We start from the raw sequence: 22,993 nt of genomic DNA, 5'->3' as shown, positions 1-22,993 counted from the left end.
TCCGCCTTTGGATGAGGCAGAATTGTAACGGACATTTTGGTTGCTAAGAGAGTAAAATGGAGTCAACCAGAGTCGTTTGAGCGTTCTAAGCGCCCGAAATGTCCGTTAACCCTTCGAATCATGAGAACAAGTATGCTAAGAGTCTAGAATGTCCGTTAGGAGTTTAAAATATCCGACAGCGAGCGGCAGACGGCTAATCAGAGAATCGGTTGCTCCCAAAGAGGAGTCTGATAAGGAGAGGCAAGCATCATTCTAAAAAAGATCATTTCGAAAAAAAGAGGGTAAGAAGTCTGAAAACTTCCTACCCTCTTTAGCATGAACAATGATCAAATTAGCATGAACAATGTTCGAATTAATCGAGATCGTCCACGGTGGTGCCGCGACGGAATTTCATCAGGAATTCGTAGACGACAGGCACAATGACCAGGGTAAGCAGTGTCGAGCTGACGAGACCTCCGATAACGGTAATTCCGAGACCGCGAGAGATGATGCCTGCGCTGTTCTCCCAGCCCATCACGAGCGGAATCAGCGCGCCGATTGTAGCCAGGGCTGTCATCAGAATCGGACGCAGCCGCGTTGCGCCTGCTTCAAGCAAGGCCTCGCGAGTTGACAGGCCTTCGCGTTCCTTATGGATAACGCGGTCAATCAGGACAATGGCGTTAGTAACAACAATACCAATCAGCATCAGCACACCCATTAATGCGGATACGTTCAAGGTTTCCTTGCCCAGTACCAGACCGACCATTGCACCAATTACGATGAATGGCAGTGAGAACAAGATCGTGAATGGAGCAAGCCCGCCCCCGAACGTTACGACAAGGACAAAATAGACGATGGCTATAGCCGCAGCCATGGCGAGCCCAAGCTGACCGAACGTATCGTTGATTTGCTCGGTTACGCCGCCGAATTCGACGGTTACCCCGTCCGGCAGTTCCATATCGTTAATCTTGTCCTGCAAGCCGCTGGAGGCCTTCTGCACATTGGAACTGAGAATATTTGCACTGACCTCTACGGACATTTTGCCGTTCACGCGCATGATCGAATCCGGAGATTGGCCTTCTTCAACTGTAGCCACTTCCTTCAGCGGAATTTCCATGCCAAGCGGTGAGGTCAGAGTTTGGTTTTCAATTTCAGTGATGCTGGAGAAGGTATTCTCTTCGGTCTCAATGTAGACTTTATAATCCTTCCCGTCGATCTGAATCTCGGTCAATACCGGACGCTGGCTGACCGGGGCCAGCTTCATGGCGAGCTGTCCTGGCGTCAAGCCCAGAGAGCTGAGCTTTTGCTGATCCGCAACAAGCGTATATTGCTCATAGGCTTCGGAGAGACTGGTCTCTCCCTTTTCAAAGGTCTTGGTATCCTCCTGAATCCAGCCCAGAATCTGATCCGCCACCGGCTTGATCTGTTCGAGGCTGTCGCCATACACGTTCAGACTCAACGAACCGCCGCCAAGGCCGCCGGTCATAAGCGCAGACATATCTCCCCACTCACCGTCCGGAATCTCTTGCTGCAAGCCAAGAAGCAGATCCTCCTTCACCTGGCTGAAGTTAGGAGTATCGCTGGCATATTCCGCATAGAACAGCCCGGAGTTGGAGGAGCCCATGCCAAGCGGATTGCTGCCGCCGATTGAATATTGCATTTTCTCCAGATGATCCTGGGCGAGAATGTACTTCTCGGCGCGCTCCAGCTTCTCCTGGACATCCTCAAGCCGGTCGCCGGGTGCCGGAGAATAAGTGATCATTACATACTTGTCTTCTTGCTCCGGCAGGAAGCTGACGCCGACGAGCGGATACAGGAACAGGCTGCCGACGAGCAGGACGACCGCTGCACCGAAGGTGATCAGCTTGTGATTCAGCGTCCATTTAAGGAGACGCTGATATCCGAGCGCCATCCCTTTCGGATTGCTGTCGTGATTATGAGTCTTCTTAAGCCCCTTCCGGAACAGGGTATGAGCCAATGCAGGAACAAGAGTGACCGCCACGACCAGCGAGGCTAGCAGTGAGAACACCATCGTTAACGCAAACGGCATGAACAGCTCGCCAACCATTCCGCTAACAAAGGCTAACGGCAGGAAGACCGCAATGGTAACAATCGTCGAGGACATGATCGGCACGAACATCTCACGTGTTGCCGCGACAATGAGCTTGCCGCCCTTCAGCTTCTCTCCGGTGAGAGACATGCGGCGGTAAATGTTCTCGATGACGACGATCGAGTCGTCGACGACCCGGCCGATGGCCACGGTCATGGCACCAAGCGTCATCATATTCAGTGTGATGTCCATTTGATGGAGCAACACAACGGCAATAAGCAGCGACAATGGAATCGAAATGATCGAAATGATTGTCGAGCGGATATTCCGCAGGAACAGCAGAATAATAATGACGGCGAACAGCGCTCCAAATACGGCCTTCATCAGCATCGTATTTACGGAATCCGTGATCGGCTTGCCTTGATCCAGCATCACCGTGAATTCCAGATGGCTGTACTGCTTGCCAAGGTCCTTTGCTGCATCCTTGACCAGGTTAGCTACGTCTACCGTGTTGGCGTCATTATCCTTGACGATTTGGATCCCGATCGATTCCAGACCATTGGTACGCGAGATGGACTGCGCCTCACCGACAACCTCGATGGAGGCAATATCGCTCAGTTTAACCGTAGGGATGCTTATGGAAATTCCGGCAGGCATTCCGGTCATATCGGCAGCGGAGGGCGCTTCGTTTCCTTGACCTGCGGCGGCACCGCCGCCTGCCCCTGCGCTAATGTCGGCTCCTGCGCCTAGACCGTTACCTGCTCCGGCACCGGCTGCATTGCCAGCGGCTCCGGATGCTGTCGAAGGGATAACAGGAATCGCAAGGTTTTTAAGTTCCTCCACTGTAGTGATGTTTCCATCGACAACAACGGCTTTTTGAGAGCTGTCGAGCTCATATAAGCCTAGCGGCACGCGCAAGGCCGAAGCTTGCACGATTCCCTTCACAGTATCTTCCGTTAGGCCCAACTGGGTCATTTTAGCCTCATCGAACTGAAGCTGTACTTCCTTGACATATTGTCCCGACACCTGCACGGAGGCTACGCCATTCAGGTCCTCAAGGGCAGGCTGAATATTGCTCTGAACGATTCGAGTCAAATTCTCGAGATCCCCGGATTCTTTGTCCGAAATGCTCAGGGAAATCACCGGCATAGAACTCAGGCTGAACCGGGTAATTTGCGGCTTTTGCACATCGTCCGGCAGGCTGACATCATTGAGCGCCTCCCGAACTGCCGCTGTCGCATTATCCAGATTAGTGCCATAATCGAACTCAAGGAACAAGGACGCGGCATTTTCCATCGAGGTGGAGGTAATTGTCTTGATTCCGTCCACATTATGGAGCCTGGTCTCCAGCGGCTTGGTGACATCCTGGACTACGCCTTCCGGTGCAGCACCCGGATAAACCGCAACAACACTTAAATAAGGCACATTAATATTCGGAATCGTCTCCTGCTTCATCGTCAGTCCGCTGTACAAGCCGACAACTGTGACGATGATCGTCAGGAGCCATACAGCAAATTTATTGCGGATGGAAAATTGAATTAGACTTTTCATCAGTGTGGTTTCTGCTCCCTTCTTTAATAAACATATAACGGTTTGTTTTTACATTTTTCTCTTGAACAACCGCTTTTACTTGATATAAGGCTTCAAAAGCCGCTCAAGTTCCTTGGTTTGCTTCTCAAGCGCCGGGAATTCAAGTACATTGAGCAGCATCCCCCGGATTACGACTTTGCGAGGCATAGGCTCCAGAATTTCGCTCTCCAGCACCTGCAGAGTATCCAACATGTCTTCACGTTGTGTGGAGGTCAGCTTTACACTCTTTCCGCCCAGCGCTTCCTTCATCTCCTTGATGACCAGCAGGGGATGGCGCTCCGCAGGCTTAAGGCAGCTCCCCTCTGTGCTCCACCGCTGCAGCTCGGCTTCCGAAATCAGCGGCTCCGGGCCCTGTTCAAGCAGCCGCTCCACCATGGCGTCGAGCAAGTCAACGAGGTAAACCGCCATTCTCCGATGGCTGCCCGCCATGCGAGGCTCGAAGAGCAGGCGGATCAATACGCCGAGAATGCCTTGGGCGATCATAACAAGATCGGCAGAATAGGGAATAATCCGTTCGCCGAAGGCTGATACAAGCGCTTTTTGGGTAAAGTGCAGAAGGGTAATGTTGTTTTCCTTGAATGAATCGGGCTCCCGATAGAGCTTGCCGTATTTGATCCAATCCTGAAACTGCATCACAAGAAACTCACGCAGCTCCTGTACCAGATTAAGCAGAACCTCAATTTGGCGGATCAAGCGCTCCTTCGGCCCTAGATGCTGCTCCAGCTCAACCTGCACCAAATGCTCCTGCAGCATCTGGAAGCAATAGTTGAACAAGCTTTGCTCCAGTTCATCCTTGGACTTGAAATGCAGATACAGGCTGCCCTTGGACATCCCGCACATCTCGGCGATTTCCTGCATGGAAGTGGCCGAAGGTCCTTTCGTAGAAAAGAGCTGCATAGCACTTCGCAAAATCAGTGTTTTTTTATCAGCAGATTTTAAGGACAATCCCTGACTCCCCTCCTTTTCTGACCAGTGAGTTCTTGAACTGACTTCCAAGTCAAAAATGATTATATTATAAAACTATCTCTGAAACAAATATTAGGAAGAAGTCGATGAATCATGTAGAATAGAGGCATAGTTTAGGATAAACAGAAGGAGTACATACAAGATGAGACGCGGAATTCAAGTTATATTTATTGCAGCCATCCTAGTTGCATTTTACTATTTTGGATTTGGCCTCCTGGGCAGCTTCGGCGGGACCTTGATTAGTATTTTCCAGACATTGACGGTTATTACGATCGGACTGGCTATTTTTATGGAGAACCGCAATCCTTCCAGCACGATGGCCTGGATGCTGGTTCTTGCGCTGCTGCCGGTTGTCGGGCTGGTGCTGTATTTCCTGCTGGGTCAAAATTATTTCAAACGCCGTAAATTCGACAAGAAGGCCGAAGAGGACCGCAAGAGCTTCGAGCGGATTGATCACAACGGCAATCTGCTGCCGCGCGATTTATCGCAGTTCTCGCCTGGCCAGCAGCGCCTGCTGCAAATGTCCCAACGGCTGGCGAGAACGCCGTTTTCCATGGCAACCCGTACCCGGGTGCTGACGAATGGGGAAGAAACCTTCTCTACTTTGCTAAAAGAGCTGAAGAAGGCCAGACATCACATTCACATGGAATATTATATTTATCGCGCAGATGAGATCGGTAGGGAAATTCAGAAGACACTGATTGAGCGGGCCAAGGCGGGCGTCGAGGTCCGGTTCATGTATGATGCCGTGGGGAGCCTGGGACTCCCGAAATCCTTCATCAATGAGCTTCGTGCTGCCGGTGTGAAGGTGGGCGTATATGGCGAGGTGCGTTTTCTTGCATTGTCCAGCCGTGTGAATTACCGCAATCACCGGAAAATTGTCGTGATCGATGGCAATACCGGCTTTATCGGCGGCCTGAACGTGGGCGATGAGTACCTGAGCCGAAGCAAGACATACGGCTTTTGGCGTGACACGCATATTCTTGTTAAAGGTGAGGCTGTCCGCTCGATGCAGGTGATTTTCCTGCAGGACTGGCAGTATGTCACGGGCGAGAAAATTATGGATCTGGAATACTTGTCGCCGCAGCTGGAGCAAGGCTGCAGCGGTGCGGTGCAGGTTATAGCCAGCGGGCCGGATAATGAAGATAAGGTGCTGAAGAGTGTCTTTTTTGCAATGATTACCACGGCCAAAAAATCAATCTGGCTGGCAACGCCCTATTTTATACCGGATGATGATATTTTAACGGCACTGCGGGTTGCGGCGTTATCGGGGATTGACGTGCGGATTCTCTTCCCGGCCAAACCCGATAAGCGGCTGCCATTCCTGGCTTCTCACTCTTATTTCCCTGCTTTGCTTGAGGCGGGCGTCAAGATTTACGAATATGAAAAGGGCTTCCTCCACTCCAAGCTGCTGATCGCGGACGGGGAGGTAGCGACGGTCGGAACCGCTAATATGGATATGAGGAGCTTCCATTTAAACTTTGAGGTCAATCTGCTGCTCGTCCAAACCGATAGTGTGCGGAAGGTGGTCAGAGATTTTGAGCGCGACCTGCTGTCCACCAAGCGGATTGTACTCACCGAGTTCATGAAGAAAAAGGTCGTGCTCCGCTTCATGGAATCGGCGGCAAGATTGTTATCGCCGCTGTTATAACGGCTAGCAAGGCGAGATAAGGGAGGAGTCAGAGGATGAGTGATACGTCGGGACGCAAGACCGAGCATATCCGGTTATGTCTGGAGGAGCAAGTAAGCGGGGCCGGGATAACCACTGGATTTGAAAAATACCGCTTCCGCCACAATGCGCTGCCGGAGCTGGATTTTGATGAGATCAGCCTGCAGACAGAGTTTCTGGGGGCAGGGCTGCGGACCCCTCTGCTTATCAGCTCGATGACCGGAGGAAGTGAGTTGGCCTGGCGCATCAATGAGCGTCTGGCGGAAGCGGCTGAACGCCGGGGCTGGACGATGGGCGTAGGCTCTGTGCGGGCGGCTGTAGAAAAAGAGGAGCTGGCGCGGACGTTCCAGGTTCGCCGCCACGCGCCGAGCATCCCGATCATTGCCAATTTAGGCGCGGTTCAGCTTAATTACGGCTATGGAGCGGATGAATGCAAGCGGGCGGTTACGATTGCCGGAGCGGACATGCTGGTGCTGCATCTGAACGGCCTGCAGGAAGTGTTCCAGCCTGAAGGAGACACCCGCTTCGGCGGCCTGCTGTCCAGCATCGGCAAGCTGTGCCGCCAACTGGACGTGCCTGTCGGGGTCAAGGAGGTCGGCTGGGGCATTGACGGGCAGACGGCACGCCGGCTTCGGGAGTCCGGCGTGGCCTTTATTGATGTGGCTGGCGCCGGAGGAACCTCCTGGAGCCAGGTCGAGAAGCTCCGCAGCGCCGACCCTGTGCGGCGTGCGGCAGCGGATGCCTTTGCGGGCTGGGGAATCCCGACCGCGGAGTGCATCCGCGAAGTGAGGGCGGCGGTGCGGGGCGTCGCCGTTATCGGCAGCGGTGGCCTGAACACCGGCGTGGATGCCGCCAAGGCGCTTGCGCTTGGGGCGGATCTGGCCGGGTTCGGCCGTGCGCTGCTCGGACCGGCGGTGCAGTCCGAGGAACAGCTTGACGCGCTGCTGGCGCGCGTGGAGCTGGAGCTTCGCACCGCCATGTTCGGGATCGGCGCCGGCAATGTATCGGCGCTGAGAGATACGCCGCGGCTTGTCCGGATCGAGAGCTAGCTCTCGGACGGGCTTGCTTGGCGGCTGCTTCTTCAGCGTGCGGTCCCTGCGTAAGCCAGGGAATTGCTGTAGGCTGGCTACAGCCCTAGTCAGTCATTTCGAGAAAATAAGTGACAAAAGGCATTAAAATTACTGGTGTGGGCGCAAGTGTGGCGATTATAGTGACAAAAGGCATTAAAATTACTGGTGTGGGCGCAAGTGTGGCGATTATAGTGACAAAAGGCATTAAAATTGCTGGTGTGGGCGCACGTGCGGCGATTATAGTGACAAAAGGCATTAAAATTACTGGTGTGGGCGCAAGTGTGTCGATTATAGTGACAAAAGGCATTAAAATTACTGGTGTGGGCGCAAGTGTGGCGATTATAGTGACAAAAGGCATTAAAATTACTGGTATGGGTGCATGTGAGACGATTATAGTGACAAAAGGCATTAAAATTGCTGTTGTGGGCGCAAGTGCGGCGATTATAGTGACAAAAGGCATTAAAATTACTGGTGTGGGAGCTCGTGCGGCGATTATAGTGCAGAAAGGCATTAAAATTCCTGTTGTGAGCGCAAGTGCGGCGATTATAGTGATAAAAGGCATTAAAATTGCTGGTGTGAGCGCCAAGTGGGCGATTATAGTGACAAAGAGCATTAAAATTACTGGTGTCTATCAAATTACTGGTGCCTATGGGTTGTGGTGTTTTGGCTCCATAGTCCCCGTTGCTGGAGGCGGTTACGAGGTTACTTCGGCTAAGCATTACGCGGTTGCTTCGACTAGGTCGAAGGTTCTCACAGGATGCTCGCAGGATTGCTCACAGGATTGTAGCGCCCCTTTACGTAAATTGAAGCTAATATAAATATAAGCTGATACAAATAAAAGCTGATAAAAGTTCAAGAGGATGTGTTGGACATGACTGGAAAAGTCACGCTGCAAGCGATGAAAGAAGAGGAGTATCGGGTATTCCTGACGAGGTTGGTGGCAGATTACGCGAAGGAGAAGGTGACTGCGGGAACCTGGGCGGAAGAAGAGGCGCAGAAGTTGTCGGAGCAGGCGGTGCACTCCTTGTTGCCGGAAGGGCTAAACACGAAGGACCACTCGCTACTCTTGGTTCGTGAGGAACAGACCGGAGCACAGCTCGGAGAGCTGTGGGTGCATTACCGCGCGGGAGGCGGCGGTCGTGAGGCATTCATTTATGAAATCATTATTTTCGAGGAATATCAGGGGAAGGGCTATGGGAAGGCAACGATGCAGGCGCTGGATGAGGAAGCGCGCAAGCAAGGGGCTGCCAGCATCGGGCTTCATGTGTTCGCCCACAATGAAAGAGCGCATCAGCTTTACCTGAAATCCGGGTATGTCGCAACCGATATCACGATGAAGAAGAAATTAGAATGACCCTCTTCCTTGAAATCTTTTCACATGATAGGTAGTATGTACTTTGGGAAGTTATGCACATCAAATATTGAGGAGTTGTCATAGATATGGCTTTAAAGGCTGGGATCGTGGGCCTTCCGAATGTTGGAAAATCCACGTTGTTTAACGCGATTACCCAAGCGGGTGCAGAATCCGCAAACTATCCGTTCTGTACGATTGATCCGAATGTCGGTGTTGTTGAGGTGCCGGATGAGCGTCTGACCAAGCTGACAGAGCTGGTTGTTCCGAACCGGACCGTTCCAACCGCATTTGAATTTGTTGATATTGCCGGCCTCGTACGCGGTGCGAGCAAGGGCGAAGGACTGGGGAATAAATTTTTGGCTCATATCCGTGAAGTCGATGCTATTGTGCATGTTGTGCGTTGCTTCGAGGATGAGAACATTACTCATGTCGATGGGAAAATCAATCCGATCAGCGACATCCAGACAATTAATCTGGAGCTGATTCTGGCGGATTTGGATAGCGTGGAGAAGCGGATCGAACGGTCGCGCAAAAATATGAAGGGCGGCAACAAGCAGTACGCCCAGGAAGTTGAAGTGCTGGAGCGGGTGAAAGAAGCGCTCTACAACGATCAGCCTGCACGGAGTATCGAGCTGTCCGATGAGGAGAAGCTGATTGTACGCGATCTGCATTTGCTGACCTTGAAGCCGGTACTTTATGCGGCCAATGTGGCTGAGGACGGCGTAACAGATGCGGACAACAATCCTTACGTGCAGCAAGTACGGGAATTTGCGGCGGCAGAGCAAGCCGAGGTTGTGCCGATCAGCGCCAAGGTTGAAGCTGAGATTGCCGAGCTGGAGGGCGAGGATAAGGCGATGTTCCTGGAAGAGCTGGGGTTATCAGCCTCCGGTCTGGATCGCTTGATCCAAGCTGCTTATCGTCTGCTGGGTCTTTATACGTACTTTACAGCGGGCGTACAGGAGGTTCGTGCCTGGACGATTCGGAAAGGAACCAAGGCACCGGCGGCGGCAGGTGTGATTCACTCGGACTTCGAGCGCGGATTTATTCGTGCGGAAGTGGTGTCCTATGATGATCTGGTGGCGGCAGGCTCCATGAACGTCGCCCGGGAACGCGGTCAACTCCGTCTTGAGGGAAAAGAGTACGTCGTACAGGATGGAGATGTTATGCATTTCCGATTTAACGTGTAGTTCGTTGCAATCCTGAACCGCTAAGAAACAAGCCTTCTGTGGAGAGCGTTTAGCGCTGCACGCAAGGCTTTTTTTCACTCGGCACAAAATTGGACGAATGTAATTATTTGTATTGAGGATGCATATTTCTATAGGTATAATTGATGAGAAAGATTTTTAACATTCTTGAAGGAGGAGTTATATTTGTACATGGATCAAACGATGGCACGTAAGGCCCAACTGGATACACGCGAACTGCTGCTGCTTGAATCCGAGGTGAAGAACCAAGGCAAGAACATGGTAGTAGCGTATATTTTGTGGTACTTTCTGGGCATGTTTGGTGGTCATCGCTTCTATATGGGGCGTACCGGTTCGGCAGTTGCACAGCTCATCCTCTCGCTTACGATGATTGGCATGATTGTAACGGCGATTTGGTGGATTGTTGATGCCTTCCTCGTGCACACATGGGTCAAGGAACACAATACCATGGTTGAGCACCGTACAATGGACCGCATTTTCCATGACCGCGGCAGATCTGCGGAGTATCCGATCTAATGCAGTTCTCAAAACATGATTTAACGACTACCGAGATGCTGATTCTGAATTCGGAAATGAATAAGCGGGAGAAATCACTGGCTCTTGCCTACTTAATGCTTCTGGCCGGGCATTTGGGAGTTCATCGCTTCTACTTGAAGCGAATTGCCTCCGGGGTCATTCAGTTAGTGCTATTCGTACTGACTTTTGTCTTCTACCTCGCCTTTGGCATTTCTTCCGGACTTGAGTCAGAGGCCTCTCCGGACACCTTTTATTCGTTGATTTTTCTGGTTCCATTACTCTTAGCAGGTTTAGGACTGACAATTTGGGTTATTGTCGATGCCTGCATGCTGCCCGGTATGGTTCGCAGCTGGAACCAGCAGTTGGAACAATCGTTGGTGGCACAAATCGCATCCCACCGGACAGATACGGATAACAATTTTTAGCCGGTTCGCGGGAATGCAAATAGGATAGGCGGATAGCCGCGGGCTTCAGCATCATGTTGAAGCCCGCGGTTTTTTGTCGCGGTAAGGCACATGCGAATGCGGCGCTCGGTCTGCGGAGAGCTGGAGCTGGACCGTGAACGCGCAGCAGACGAGCAGCAAGACGCCGATTAGCAGGAATGAGGCACGCAAGCTCACAAAGGCGGTGAAGAGACCAAACAGCAGGGGATCCATGAGTTGAGCAGCCCGATTGGACATCAGCCGCAGACCGATGCCGAGGCCGCGCTCCTCCGGTGCGGTGGAATGAGCGATCATCGACAGGGTTAGCGGCTGGTTGATGCCCAGAGCCAGACCGGTAATGAATACAAGCGCGGCTATGCTATAGAAGCTGGTGAGCAGCGGAGTGGCGAACAACAGCAGCAATGAGACAGCATAGGTCAGGATCAGCATCCAGCTAAAGCTCAGTCTCGCCATGAGCCGGGGGTAGAGAGGGCGGACAAACAAGGCGGATGCTGCGCCGATGGATACGAGCAAGCCGACCTTGGTGTTGGAGATGCCCAGAGACTCCAGGTGCAGCGGCAGATAGGCCGTACGCACATCGACGATGAACAGGGAGATGAAGGTCGTTAACAAAATGACTGCAAAGCTGCGGTTTCGGAGCAGTCCGAGGCATTTGCCGAACCAGTGGCGTATTATTCCGGCACTGTGCCCCAGCGGCATGGACAAAGCGGTTTTCCCCTCCCCGGAGCCCGGGGGCGGGGGGGCCTCATCCCGGCATTGCCAGGATGTAAAGATAAGCAGGACGCTGCTTAGGATGTATCCGGCAAACACGACTTTATAGCCGTAGTGGTCTGCCAAGTAGCCGGAGAGAATGGGTGCGAGCATCTGCCCAATTGCCATGTACAGAGAAAAGGTGGCGAAGCGCCCTTCATTGCCCTGTACCGGACCTTCCGTAATTAATACCTGTACGGCCAGCCAGACAGCCATCTGGCCCAGACCGGCCAGCAACTGAGCCAGAGCCAGCGTCCAGGGACCACTGGATATCAAGTAGAGCAGGCCGCTGCCGAGCATCATGAGCGCGCCGACTCGCAAGACGGTGGACCGGCCAAAGCGGTCAGCAATGAATCCGCCGGGAATGGCGGCAAGCATGGGCAACAGGGCATAGACCGCGAGCACGATGCCGATAGCAATGTCCTGCAAGCCCAGAGAGGCGGCATATAAGGTGATGATGGGCCTGGTCAGCGAGAAGGCGAACCAGTATAGGCCGCAGGATATGGATACCCAGACGAAATTGTGATGTGCAGCGGGAGTAGATGTCTTTGGCAGCGGCATGTAAGCGCCCCCCTTTGGTGGATTGACTTTATGGAAATGCAAAGGCGGAGTTCCCAGGGGCTCGGGGCTCCGCCTTTGCTTTATTCTTTGGGGTTTGTATTTACAGCACAGCGGTATTGGAAGGGGAGGCAGGGAAAGCAATTTTGCTGTCGTGCAGTCCCTTCGCCGTTTGCTTCATATAATTCACGGCTTCCTCCGTGCTGACTACGTCGGCATACTTGGCGTTCATGTCGAAGAGGTTGATGGCATGCGAGGCTTCCCCGCGGTCAAAGGTGCACTCTTCAACAACGCCGACATAGTAGTTATAGGAGAAGGCATCGATGACTCCGGCCCGAACGCATCCGCCGGTTGTCGTGCCGCAAATGAGCAAGGTGTCGATACCGAGATCGGTCAGATACCCCACCAGCGGTGTGCCATGGAAAGGCGAGGGCTTCAGCTTCTCGATAACAATATCTTCCGGCTGAGGCGCAATTTCACGTACGATTTCATTGCTGCCGTATCCCGAAATAGTCTCGCCTTCGGAGGAGCGGGTATTCTTCCGCCGCCAGCCGCCGGCATCGAATCCGTCGGGACGGCGGTCAACACCGGTGGTGTAGAAAATCGGAATGCGTTGCTCCCTGGCGGCATGCAGGAGCTTCTGAATGTAAGGAATGGCATCCCAGGCAGCTTCGCCGCAGCTATTGCGCCAGTGTTTGACCGAATCCAGAATCGGTTCTCTCTCATGTCCGCAGAATCCATAGCTGACGTCAATCACCAGCAGGGCCGGGCGTTGCCCGAAGCCGGCCTTAGCGTCATAACCGGCACTACCGAATACTTGCTTATCGCGATCCGTTAAAAAGCGGTCCCATACTTTCATAATTGATTCAGCCTCCTTGGTTATTTAATTATTTTACAAATTGGGTGTCTACAATGTCGCTATAGCCGATGCTCTCATCCTTGAGCAGGCCGGCAGCCCGGACAACCGATAGTCCTGTAGCGACAGACTCTTCAGTGATTTGACCGGAATACTCCCACATTTCATCCTCGTAGGACCGGTTGATAGTGGCTTCCAGCAGCTCCTGGGACATCGTAGGGAATTCCAGCTTGGCAATCTCCATGCTTTCTTCCTTGTTGTCGCGGATGAACTCCAGTCCCTTATGGATGCCCTCCACAAACTTCTCAACAGTGTCGGGATCGTTCGTGATGCTGTCCAGCTTGATATTGATGGTGGAGTAAGCATACGGGCCAAGCTCCTTCGGTACATTGTAGAACGGCTCACCCCATATGCCTTCCTCGATCCCTTGCGTGAGCAGCGGTTCGGTCACTACAGCCACATCTCCCTGGTTCTGCTGTAATACAGCAGGTATGGCTCCATTATCGACTTCCTTCAGCATCAGATCCTTGTTCAGTTCAAGTCCCCACTCTCCGGCTAAGTAACGGATAATCGAGTTGGGTGTTCCCCCGTATTGGGATACTGCTACGGTCTTGCCCTTCATGAAGGCGGCGATATCTGTGCCGGGATCCAGATCGGACCTTGCTACCAGGTAAACGTTGCCCCGGTTCACGATGTTGACGACGGCCCGCAGTTCGGCTCCCTTGGCTTTGGCAAAGGCATTATGCTCAGGGCCGCCGATGAAGCCGAAAGCCTGGTCGGTTAAAACGGCATTGGTATGCGCGCTTCCGCCTGAAAGGGTTACAGCCTTAACACTCAGTCCTTCAAACAGATTTTTGCGAATGGCGATGTATAGCGGTAAATAACCGGTGCTGTGAACGGGCTCGGCAATGGTCAATTCCTTAATTGGAGTTGAGTTGCCTTCATTGCCGGCCTCAGTGCCTGAGGCAGAAGCATCTGCCGGAGCAGGTGCCGGACTCTGTGCAGCATTGCTGCCGCAACCGGCAATGAGCGTGATGATCAGCGCGACGGCAAGCAGCCAGGCGTGACGAGCAAGTAACGAGCGTTGATTCATGATAGTTCCCCCTCCGTATCCCATGTTCTCTTTTTATTTATTTGTGGGTAAAGCCTTTGAGCAGATAACCTTCCAGCTTGCCAACCAGAATGTACAGCAGCATGGACAGGATGGACAGATTAAAGATATTGGCCCAGATGAGACTGATCTCGTAGGTTTGTCCCGCATAGAAGATCATTCGGCCCAGACCTTGCTCGGACCCGATATATTCACCGACGATAGCTCCTGTGAGTGCCAACCCGATATTAATACGCAGGGCGGAGATCATCGCCGGAATGGCCGTTGGAACGATGACCTTTCTGAATACTTGCAGTCTGGAAGCGCCCAGAGAATAGACCATGCGAACCAGATCTTTGTCGACGCTTCGCACCCCGTTGTAAGTGGTCAGGGTAGTAATGACGACAGTGATGGCGAAGCCCATGGCTACCTTGGAACCCATCCCGATCCCGAACACCAGCACGATGATGGGGGCGAGGGCCAGCTTGGGCATGGCTTCAAACATAATGATGAACGGTTCGAAGATACGGGCGTAATATTTGGACCACCAGAAGGATAATCCCAACAGCGTGCCGCCTGCCGTTCCTAGCAGAAACCCGTACACGGTGGAGCGAAAGGTATAGAAGGTATCCTGCCAGACGGCCCCCGTCTGTACCCCAACCCACCAGGTGCGGGCGATCTCCGACGGCTGGCTCCAGAAGAAGGAGTTGACCAATCCGATACTGGCTCCGAGCTCCCACAGCAGCAGGACCGCGAGAAATAACGAGAGACGGCCGATATTGACCAGCCAGGGCTTGGGGGCGGACATTTCGTACTTCAAGGCGTTGGTTCTTGTGCGGGGAGCAGGGGCATTTCTTAACTTGCTCAGGTTTCCCTTGCGTTCTATTACTTCTCCTTCACTTGGCATCATTGCTCACTCCTTTCGGTTTTGGCATTAACCGGCAGCTTCCTGCTGATATGCCTTGAGGGTTTCTTCGGAAAGCGTACGCAGCGCTTCTTCCTTCAATTGGGTAAATTCCGGCGAGGTGATGATCTGCGGTTTCCGCGGCCGTGGCAGATCGATCAACAGATGCCGCTTGATCGTGCCTGGACGGGAGGTCATAATGTATACCTCGTCAGAGAGGTAGATCGCCTCTTCCATGTCATGGGTGACGAAGAGAATTGTTTTTTGAAAGTCATCCCAGAGGTCGAGCAGCCACTCTTGCATCATGGCACGGGTCTGGGCATCCAGAGCGCCGAAGGGCTCATCCAGCAAAATAACGTCCCGGTCATACAGAATGGTGCGAAGCAGTGCAGCCCTCTGTCTCATGCCTCCGGAGAGCTGGGCGGGGTAATGATACTCAAACCCCTTAAGACCATATTTGTGCAGCAGAGGCAGCGCCTTGGCTTTTGCCTCTCGTTTGGAGGTTCCTTGAATTTCCAAGCCCAGAATCACGTTGTCCAGAATCGTCCTCCAGGGAAGCAACAAATCCTTCTGCAGCATATAACCGGTGATGCCGGTTAATCCATCGACACGGTTACCATTGACATAAATGGCTCCTTCCGTATTGTCGAGCAGCCCGGAGATGATGTTAAACAACGTGGACTTCCCGCAGCCGCTGGGACCGACAATGCTGACAAAGCGGTGGTTGGGAATCCGCATGTCGATCGGACCTAGCGCTTGAACCAGGGTGCCGTCGGCTGACGGATAGGTCTTGCTGATGTTCTCAAGCTCCATCTTGTAAGGGTTCATCTTTATCGCCACCTCCTTTGTGTTAAATTCATAGTAATATATATCACACAGGAGGAGCGATAAGAAGTGTTTATGTCAGATAATATAACATTTAAATGACGCGAAGCTTAATTGGGAGAGTAAAGGGGAAGGGATTATTGATCGCGGCTATTGCGGAATTGGTCTACCTGAGCGATGATACCGGCCTGCAGCTTGGGGAGCAGATTTAGGATTTGGTCGGATGCAGACTGCGAATATACACAATAAAAGCTTTGCTGCAGGTGAACCTCCGGCAGGGAAATTGTCTCGATAGCGGCGTCGCGGCCGGAGGGCCATAAAGAGGATACGGGCAAAAAGGAGCAGCCTGTTCCTTGCTCGACCATTTGGCGAATGACGTGCGAGGTGTCCACCTCGATCAGTTTTTGGGGATGCATGCGCAGGGGGGCAAACAACTGGTATTCTAGCAGTTCTCTCAAAGGCATATGTCTTTTGAGCAAAATAAAGGGAACCTCCTTCAGATAGGTAAAGAGGCTGCGGTAACGCGGGAATTCCGGTTGCTTCGGCCCGATGAAGGCAAGAGGCTCTTCAAACAGCTTGATGCTGTGAAGCTGGGGGAGCGGTGAGAAGGCCTGGTTGATGAAGGAAATATCGAGTTCCCCGGAAGCGGTGCGGAGGGCCAGATCCAGAGACTGGCCGGTGCTGATCTTCCACTCCATGAGGGAGGACTGATCCTTCATGGAGTGTATGACGGAGGGGAGCATGACGTGGGTAAGCGATTCTACGATTCCGATGCGCAGCTTCTTCTCCGTGTGCTGAGCCGACAGGGTGCGGAGGGATTCTTGCCCGGCTTCCAAGGCGCTTAAAGCATATTGGGCGTAAAAGTAAAATCTGCGTCCGGCTTCTGTCAGGAAAGCGCCGGAGCGAGTGCGGTGAAACAGGGAAGCATCCAGCTCGGTCTCAAGACCTGCGATGCGAATGCTGACAGCGGGCTGTGTCAGAGCGACATAGTGAGCCGCTTTGCTCATGCTCTCCGTTTCCGCTACAGCAATAAATACTTTCAGGTCCAACATGTCCATGGGTGAGCCCTCCTCGCTTCCGCCCAAATATCCGGTTCGATAGTTTGAGAATATTTTACATGAAAAGAGCGGGTGTAGCACTGGTTAAATTTCCCTGAGGGGCATGGTTAGTGCTCAAAATGTACTGGAAAAGAGTTGTTCATATCCTGCAATTTATGCTATAATAAAAAGTCGTTTACCCTGGTATTAATTATTTTAAAGTATACTTAGATCATGTCATTGTGAGTTTATCGGATAGAATGATTATTGCGAATGTGAAGAGAGGTGACTTCCCTTGTTGGACCGACTACAATCGCTGGCTGACCGTTATGAGAAGCTGAGCGAGCTGCTCTGCGATCCCGACGTGGCTAGTGATACGAAAAAGCTGCGGGATTATTCAAAAGAACAATCGGATTTACAGCCGGCTTATGAGGCGTACACTGAATATAAGCAGGTCATCGAGGAACTGGACGCCGCCAAGGTGATGCAGGCCGAGAAGCTGGATGATGAAATGCGTGAAATGGTGAAGATGGAGATCGAGGATCTGACAACGCGTCAACAAGTGCTCGAGGAGACCATTCGAGTGCTGCTGCTGCCGAAGGATCCGAATGACGATAAGAATGTTATTGTGGAAATTCGCGGTGCGGCTGGGGGAGATGAAGCGGCCTTGTTTGCTGCTGATCTGTACCGGATGTATTCCCGTTATGCAGATACCCAGGGCTGGAAGGTTGATATCATGGACGTGAACGAGAGCGATCTCGGCGGTTTCAAGGAAATTATTTTCATGATTAACGGCCGCGGGGCATATAGCAAAATGAAATTCGAGAGCGGTGCTCACCGGGTGCAGCGTATTCCTTCCACGGAATCCGGCGGTCGGATTCACACATCGACCTCAACCGTAGCCGTCATGCCTGAAGCGGAAGAAGTCGATATCGAAATTCTTGACAAGGATATTCGTGTCGATACGTTCTGCTCCAGTGGTGCGGGCGGTCAGTCCGTCAACACGACGAAATCGGCTGTACGCGTAACGCATATTCCGACGGGTATCGTTGCGACCTGTCAGGACGGCAAGTCGCAGAACTCCAATAAGGAGAAGGCGCTGCAGGTGCTGCGCGCCCGGATCTCCGATATGATGCGTCAAGAGGAAGAAGCGAAATATGCCGGAGAACGGAAAAGCAAGGTTGGCACCGGTGACCGCAGTGAGCGGATCCGGACGTACAACTTCCCGCAAAGCCGGGTGACGGATCACCGGATCGGACTGACGATTCATAAGCTGGACCAGGTGATGAACGGGGAGATCGAGGAGATCGTATCCGCGTTAACGATTGCCGAGCAGGCTGACATTATGGAAAAGGGAGAATAACCCTTGGACATGAACAAACACAAGTTTCGGTTATCCGAAGGGATAACGATTATAGAAGCCCGTAAAGAGGCTTCTTCTTTTTTAGCGTCTCATGGCGTAGCTGAGCCGGAATCGAATGCTGAGCTGCTGCTGAGGCATGTGTTGGAGCTGAATAACGGGGCCGCTTATTTGCTGGCCCTGCGCGACCCTTTTCCCGCCGACCGGAAGGAAGTATGGGAGGAAGCAATCCGCCGCAAAGCGGCGGGCGAGCCGGCGCAGTATATCATCGGGGAACAGGAATTCTACGGCTTGACCTTCCGGGTCACGCCGGACGTCCTGATTCCGCGCCCGGAGACGGAGCTGCTCGTGGAGGCGGTCGTGCGCGAAGCCGATCGCCTGTGGCCTGCCGGCGGCAACCTGCCTGCGGGCTCCGGCCCGCTTGTTGCCGACATCGGCACCGGCAGCGGCGCGATTGCCGCTGCCCTGGCCAGTCTGCGCCCGTCATGGCGCATCTCGGCGAGCGATATCTCGCCGGGCGCGCTCGCAGTAGCGGGCGCCAATGTCCAGCGGCTGGGGCTGGCCGTGGAGTTCAAGCAGGGGAACCTGCTTGAACCCTTTGCGGACATGCCGCTGGACATCGTGGTCAGCAATCCGCCGTACATTCCGGCGGAGACAATTCCGCACCTGCAGCCGGAGGTGCGGGACTACGAGCCGCGCGGCGCGCTCGACGGCGGTCCGGACGGGCTGGCCCCGTACCGGATCATGCTCGCGCAGCTGCCGCTGCTGCCCGCCGCGCCGCGCCTGATCGGCTTCGAGCTGGGCCTGGGCCAGGCCGGCGAGGTCGCGGAGCTGCTCCGCCGGGCGGGCCACTGGGATCGGATTTTGACGATCCCCGACTTGGCCGGTATTGAGCGGCATGTGCTGGGCGTGAGAACGGTGCAATAGCTGCGGAACAACCGCGCAATAGTACGCAATAACGGTGCAATAGCTGCGCAATAACCGTGCAATAGCTACGTAATAACGGTGCAATAGCTGCGCAATAACCGCCCAACAGCCGGACAGTAATCGCGCAACACTGGTAGTTTACGGCTAATTGCATTGATCGAGAGAACGGGTCCGCTTGCAGATTGCAGAAGCGGACTTTTTTGCAGCTTTAGCCAATTGAGCTCGCGAAGAGTGCGAAACAAAAAACACCTGTTATGCGGGTGAGAGAACAAAGGTTGAACCAACAGGATCATTGCTCTAGCTTATATTCAACCTATGGTATCGATTCAATATGGTATCGATTCAATATGGTATCGATTCAATTGTAAAAGGTACGCTTAAATACTGAATTTTGGCTTCGAATTTAGACATAGTTGTATTGAGTACAGTTAGATTGGCGAATCTCCGTCGTCCTGATACAAGAACCGATTTTTAACTGTAAGTTGTACACTTAAACCTGTGAAATTTGAAAATGTCGAGGTTTTAGTTGCGCTTGCTGCAATTAATCATCAAGATTATTCAGCGACCGGCCGCGATAGACTTAAAGGAGATGAAGCAGCCAACAGGGGGTATCCGTTCGAATAAACCGCCCGTTAGGTGAGGAAATGCAACTGCCCATTGAGTGAGGATTGTGATTATGAACGAAGGCGGGCAAATGGGTCTTTTTAGTGCGAGCTGGTTTCGCAGTTTATCGGGTTTTAAAGTATACTTAATGAAGGAAAGGGCGCAAGGCCCGGAAAGTGAGGGACGGCATGCTGAAGAGACTGAAACGAATCGATGTCACCATCATCATCATCCTGCTGCTTCTCATGGCAATCAGTATCGTAGTGCTCTATAGCGCGACCGTGAATACGAAGTACGGGGGGTACCATTTACGGATGCTCGTCTATTATGCGCTTGGGTTTGCAACCTTTTTCGGGATGGCCATGATTGACTTCAAGCTGCTTGTGAAGTATGCCCCGTTCATCTATCTGTTTGGCCTTGGGCTGCTCGTCGTCGTGCTGTTCATCGGGAATGAATATTACAGCGCAACGGGTTGGTTAACCCTTCCCGGAGGGGTGAGCTTTCAGCCTGCGGAGTTTTTTAAACTGCTGTTAATTCTGTTTCTCGCCTTCATGCTGCTTAAAAAGCGCAAGCCGAAGCTGGGATTCTGGAAGGATGTCCTGCCGATTATGGTGCTGACGTTCATTCCGTTCCTGCTCGTAATGGCGCAAAATGACCTGGGAAATGCGCTTAGCTATCTGGTCATTCTGGCGGGCATGCTCTGGATTGGAAACATTAAATATATTCAGGCCTTTATCGCTCTGGCCCTGTTCGCGGGAGCGGCATTTGGCGGCATTACCGCCTACAAGGTGTATCACGACGAGGTGTATACGTTCTTCGAGGACATTGGACGCGCGCACTGGATTGAGCGGATCGATCCCTGGCTTGTGCCGGAAAAAGCAACGGATAAAGCGATTTATCATACGCGGAATGCCAAGCTCGCGATAGCTTCGGGCGGTATGACGGGAGAGGGCTATCTGAAAGGAGAGACTGTCCAGTCAGAGCGCGTTCCTCTTACCTATTCCGACTCCATCTTTGTCGTGATTGCCGAAGAGTTCGGATTTATAGGCAGCTCGGTCCTGCTGCTGCTATATTTCGTATTGATACACCGGCTCATTCTGGTTTCGCTGGAATGCAAGGACAGGAGCGGACCTTATATCATCGTCGGGATCGTCGCCATGTTCCTGTATCAAATTTTTGAAAATATCGGCATGTTTATCGGGCTGATGCCGCTGACGGGCATTACGCTGCCTTTCATTAGTTATGGAGGAACCTCGCTGCTAATTAATATGGCATGCGTCGGAATCGCGATGAGTATCCGGATGTACGGGCAGGATGAAGCCGATGAGACGTCAGAAGCGGTCGCCCGCTATAAGCCGAAGCGATCCATCATTACTGAGGAATAGACGGACTTGTGAGTGGATTTCCACCTTATAATATCTTAGCTCAATTAGAGAAATCCGCGAACAACAGCGATCGTAAGCATACTTCACACATTGCCCTCAAAACCTAAAATTCAATAGTTCAATTTATATAGATTAATAGATTTGCTAGGTTTAAAACTCTCCTAACCGGACAGAATGGTAGACATCAGAGATTCGGTTGGAGTGTGAAGCCAAATGAGAGAGAACCGTCGGAAGTCGATTGCACTTATATGTTTTAGTATGTTGATTTTGCTGATGTCCTGGGAAGGACAGAAGGCGGATACGGCAGCTGCCGAAGGCTTGATCCCGCAAGAATCCATTCGTCTGCGAATCCTGGCTAATTCCGATAGTCTGGGCGATCAAGCGGTAAAACGGCTGGTCCGAGACGCGGTTGTGGAGCAAATGAACGGGTGGGTAGCCGAGCTGGCTCAGCCGGAAAGCCTGGAGGACGCTCGGGCTATGGTTCAGGGCAGGCTGTCCGACATTGAGCGGCGTGTAGGAGAGACGCTGAAGGCGAGCGGCAAAAGCTACAGCTACGAGGTTGAGCTGGGCGAGGTGCCGTTTCCGACGAAAATCTATGGAGGGGCCGTGTATCCGGCCGGGGACTATGAAGCGGTGCGGGTAACCCTTGGCAACGGAGCAGGCAAGAACTGGTGGTGCGTATTGTTTCCTCCTCTTTGCTTTGTGGATGCGGGCAGCGGAGATGCTTTGCAGAAGTCCGCAAGTGCCAAGTCTGGCGAGAAGGATGGCATTGCGGCAGCAAACGGGAGCATCGAAGCGAATGCCGGGGCCGATACAGCGATGGTTCAAGTTGATCCTGAAGAGGTGGAGGTCCGGTTTTTCCTTTGGGATATGCTGGTGAATTTCTGGAACTGGATTACGGGGCTGTTTGCCTAGCGCAGATGCTCCCCGGGCCTGGGCCTCGTCCTTGAATTGAATAGGATTGAAAAAGAACCGTACAGGATACTGAATTTCTGTGCGGTTTTCTGCGTTGTCGACATGAGCTATAATAAAAAGCGCGAGTTCGGAAAAATTTCTGAAAAAAATTACAGCAGTCTGGAAGGATGACCTATGGACGAAGAGCTCAAGCCATCCGCGAATCTTGTGCCCCTGCAAAAGGAGACAAGCTATTGGGATGTGAAGCTGCTGCCTGAAGAGATGAGCGGCAGTTCTGATCATTATATGAATCAAGCTCGGCTTGATGAGATAGAGCGTAGATTGAATGAAGCGGGCAAGGTCCTGGCGGCAGGGGGGACCGTAGCTTTTCCAACCGAGACCGTATATGGCCTTGGTGCGGATGCCCGCAACAGCAAGGCAGTGGAGGCGATCTTTGCCGCGAAGGGAAGACCCTCGGATAATCCGCTTATTGTTCATATCGCCTCAACGCATCAGCTGGAAGGGCTGGTTACGGGCATTAACGATACAGCCGCCCGATTAATGGAGGCCTTCTGGCCCGGGCCGTTAACGATTGTGCTGCCCGTCATGGAGGGAGCTGTCTCGCCGCGTGTAACGGCGGGGCTTGATACCGTGGCCGTGCGGATGCCGGACCACGAGGTGGCGCTGCGGCTCATCGCCGCAGCGGGCTGCCCGTTGGCGGCGCCCAGCGCCAACCGCTCCGGGCGGCCGAGCCCGACACTGGCGGACCATGTCCGCGAGGATCTGGGCGGCCGCATTGACGGCATCGTCGACGGCGGAGCCACCGGCGTCGGCGTCGAGTCCACCGTCGTCCTCGCCGGGGACGACGGGATCGTGACCGTGCTCCGCCCTGGCGGGGTCACGGTCGAGGAGCTGCCCCCTATGCCGCAGGGGGCGTAGAGCTGGACCCTGCGCTGCGCAGC

The 22,993-nt window shown here is 53.0% G+C and carries 20 protein-coding genes and 1 pseudogene; 13 read left to right on the top strand and 8 right to left on the bottom strand.

All coding sequences use genetic code 11. The features are described 5' to 3' along the window. Positions 1-352 precede the first annotated feature (352 nt). Both TX85_RS18055 and TX85_RS18050 read right to left on the bottom strand, forming a co-directional pair. On the bottom strand, positions 353-3,580 hold the full coding sequence (locus TX85_RS18055; protein WP_044481097.1) for an efflux RND transporter permease subunit: 3,228 nt from the start codon (positions 3,578-3,580) through the stop codon (positions 353-355). Between the two features lie 75 nt (positions 3,581-3,655). Further along, the gene (locus TX85_RS18050; protein WP_044481096.1) at positions 3,656-4,564 is read right to left on the bottom strand and encodes a TetR/AcrR family transcriptional regulator; all 909 of its coding nucleotides are present in this window, start codon (positions 4,562-4,564) and stop codon (positions 3,656-3,658) included. 163 nt (positions 4,565-4,727) lie between these two features. Here TX85_RS18050 and cls point away from each other — a divergent pair, with 163 nt between their 5' ends. The 7 genes from cls to TX85_RS18015 all read left to right on the top strand — a co-directional run bounded on the left by cls (position 4,728) and on the right by TX85_RS18015 (position 10,824). Further along, positions 4,728-6,236, top strand: a complete 1,509-nt coding sequence (gene cls / locus TX85_RS18045; RefSeq protein WP_044481095.1) for a cardiolipin synthase — start codon at positions 4,728-4,730, stop codon at positions 6,234-6,236. A gap of 35 nt (positions 6,237-6,271) precedes the next feature. Then, on the top strand, positions 6,272-7,303 hold the full coding sequence (gene fni, locus TX85_RS18040; RefSeq protein ID WP_044481094.1) for a type 2 isopentenyl-diphosphate Delta-isomerase: 1,032 nt from the start codon (positions 6,272-6,274) through the stop codon (positions 7,301-7,303). Between the two features lie 110 nt (positions 7,304-7,413). Next, positions 7,414-8,142 carry a hypothetical protein gene (locus TX85_RS18035; protein ID WP_044481093.1) on the top strand — a complete coding sequence of 243 codons (729 nt, stop codon included), beginning with the start codon at positions 7,414-7,416 and terminating at the stop codon, positions 8,140-8,142. 53 nt (positions 8,143-8,195) lie between these two features. Next, on the top strand, positions 8,196-8,678 hold the full coding sequence (locus tag TX85_RS18030) for a GNAT family N-acetyltransferase (protein WP_044481092.1): 483 nt from the start codon (positions 8,196-8,198) through the stop codon (positions 8,676-8,678). Positions 8,679-8,764: 86 nt separating this feature from the next. After that, positions 8,765-9,865: a redox-regulated ATPase YchF gene (ychF, locus tag TX85_RS18025; protein ID WP_044481090.1), complete on the top strand. Its 1,101-nt coding sequence runs from the start codon at positions 8,765-8,767 to the stop codon at positions 9,863-9,865. A gap of 189 nt (positions 9,866-10,054) precedes the next feature. Then, complete coding sequence (locus TX85_RS18020) at positions 10,055-10,399, top strand: TM2 domain-containing protein (RefSeq protein ID WP_044481624.1); 345 nt, start codon at positions 10,055-10,057, stop codon at positions 10,397-10,399. After that, positions 10,399-10,824 carry an NINE protein gene (locus TX85_RS18015; RefSeq protein WP_044481088.1) on the top strand — a complete coding sequence of 142 codons (426 nt, stop codon included), beginning with the start codon at positions 10,399-10,401 and terminating at the stop codon, positions 10,822-10,824. The genes TX85_RS18020 and TX85_RS18015 overlap by 1 nt, the downstream gene beginning before the upstream one ends. Before the next feature lie 51 nt (positions 10,825-10,875). On the opposite strand, the gene TX85_RS18010 is transcribed toward TX85_RS18015, so the two are convergent. The 6 genes from TX85_RS18010 to TX85_RS17985 all read right to left on the bottom strand — a co-directional run bounded on the left by TX85_RS18010 (position 10,876) and on the right by TX85_RS17985 (position 16,883). Beyond that, on the bottom strand, positions 10,876-12,153 hold the full coding sequence (locus TX85_RS18010; RefSeq protein ID WP_044481087.1) for an MFS transporter: 1,278 nt from the start codon (positions 12,151-12,153) through the stop codon (positions 10,876-10,878). Positions 12,154-12,253: 100 nt separating this feature from the next. Beyond that, entirely contained in the window at positions 12,254-13,009 is a 756-nt protein-coding gene (locus TX85_RS18005) for an isochorismatase family protein (RefSeq protein ID WP_044481085.1), read from the bottom strand. Positions 13,010-13,037: 28 nt separating this feature from the next. Continuing rightward, complete coding sequence (locus TX85_RS18000; RefSeq protein WP_044481084.1) at positions 13,038-14,099, bottom strand: ABC transporter substrate-binding protein; 1,062 nt, start codon at positions 14,097-14,099, stop codon at positions 13,038-13,040. Positions 14,100-14,136: 37 nt separating this feature from the next. Next, positions 14,137-15,003, bottom strand: coding sequence for an ABC transporter permease (locus TX85_RS17995; RefSeq protein WP_044481083.1), 867 nt, complete (start codon positions 15,001-15,003; stop codon positions 14,137-14,139). A gap of 27 nt (positions 15,004-15,030) precedes the next feature. Then, positions 15,031-15,828 (bottom strand): ABC transporter ATP-binding protein, encoded by a 798-nt coding sequence (locus tag TX85_RS17990; RefSeq protein WP_044481081.1) that lies wholly within the window; start codon positions 15,826-15,828, stop codon positions 15,031-15,033. A gap of 134 nt (positions 15,829-15,962) precedes the next feature. Continuing rightward, positions 15,963-16,883 carry a LysR family transcriptional regulator gene (locus tag TX85_RS17985; protein ID WP_044481080.1) on the bottom strand — a complete coding sequence of 307 codons (921 nt, stop codon included), beginning with the start codon at positions 16,881-16,883 and terminating at the stop codon, positions 15,963-15,965. A gap of 274 nt (positions 16,884-17,157) precedes the next feature. On the opposite strand from TX85_RS17985, the gene prfA reads away from it, so the two are divergent. The 6 genes and pseudogenes from prfA to TX85_RS27670 form a co-directional block, all read left to right on the top strand. Next, positions 17,158-18,225 carry a peptide chain release factor 1 gene (prfA, locus tag TX85_RS17980; protein WP_044481078.1) on the top strand — a complete coding sequence of 356 codons (1,068 nt, stop codon included), beginning with the start codon at positions 17,158-17,160 and terminating at the stop codon, positions 18,223-18,225. A gap of 9 nt (positions 18,226-18,234) precedes the next feature. Continuing rightward, a complete protein-coding gene (prmC, locus tag TX85_RS17975; RefSeq protein ID WP_044481623.1) occupies positions 18,235-19,149 on the top strand; it encodes a peptide chain release factor N(5)-glutamine methyltransferase in 915 nt (304 codons plus the stop codon). Between the two features lie 498 nt (positions 19,150-19,647). Next, on the top strand, positions 19,648-19,773 hold the full coding sequence (locus TX85_RS27990) for a hypothetical protein (RefSeq protein WP_262362687.1): 126 nt from the start codon (positions 19,648-19,650) through the stop codon (positions 19,771-19,773). Between the two features lie 167 nt (positions 19,774-19,940). Beyond that, positions 19,941-21,137 (top strand): FtsW/RodA/SpoVE family cell cycle protein, encoded by a 1,197-nt coding sequence (locus TX85_RS17970; protein ID WP_044481077.1) that lies wholly within the window; start codon positions 19,941-19,943, stop codon positions 21,135-21,137. Between the two features lie 213 nt (positions 21,138-21,350). Next, positions 21,351-22,052 carry a stage II sporulation protein R gene (spoIIR, locus tag TX85_RS17965; RefSeq protein ID WP_044481076.1) on the top strand — a complete coding sequence of 234 codons (702 nt, stop codon included), beginning with the start codon at positions 21,351-21,353 and terminating at the stop codon, positions 22,050-22,052. 261 nt (positions 22,053-22,313) lie between these two features. Continuing rightward, a pseudogene (locus TX85_RS27670) lies at positions 22,314-22,993 on the top strand (L-threonylcarbamoyladenylate synthase); the annotation flags it as partial.

Source organism: Paenibacillus antibioticophila (assembly GCF_000455265.1).
Taxonomy (GTDB): Bacteria; Bacillota; Bacilli; order Paenibacillales; family Paenibacillaceae; genus Fontibacillus; species Fontibacillus antibioticophila.
This window is presented reverse-complemented; position numbering and strand designations above follow the sequence as displayed.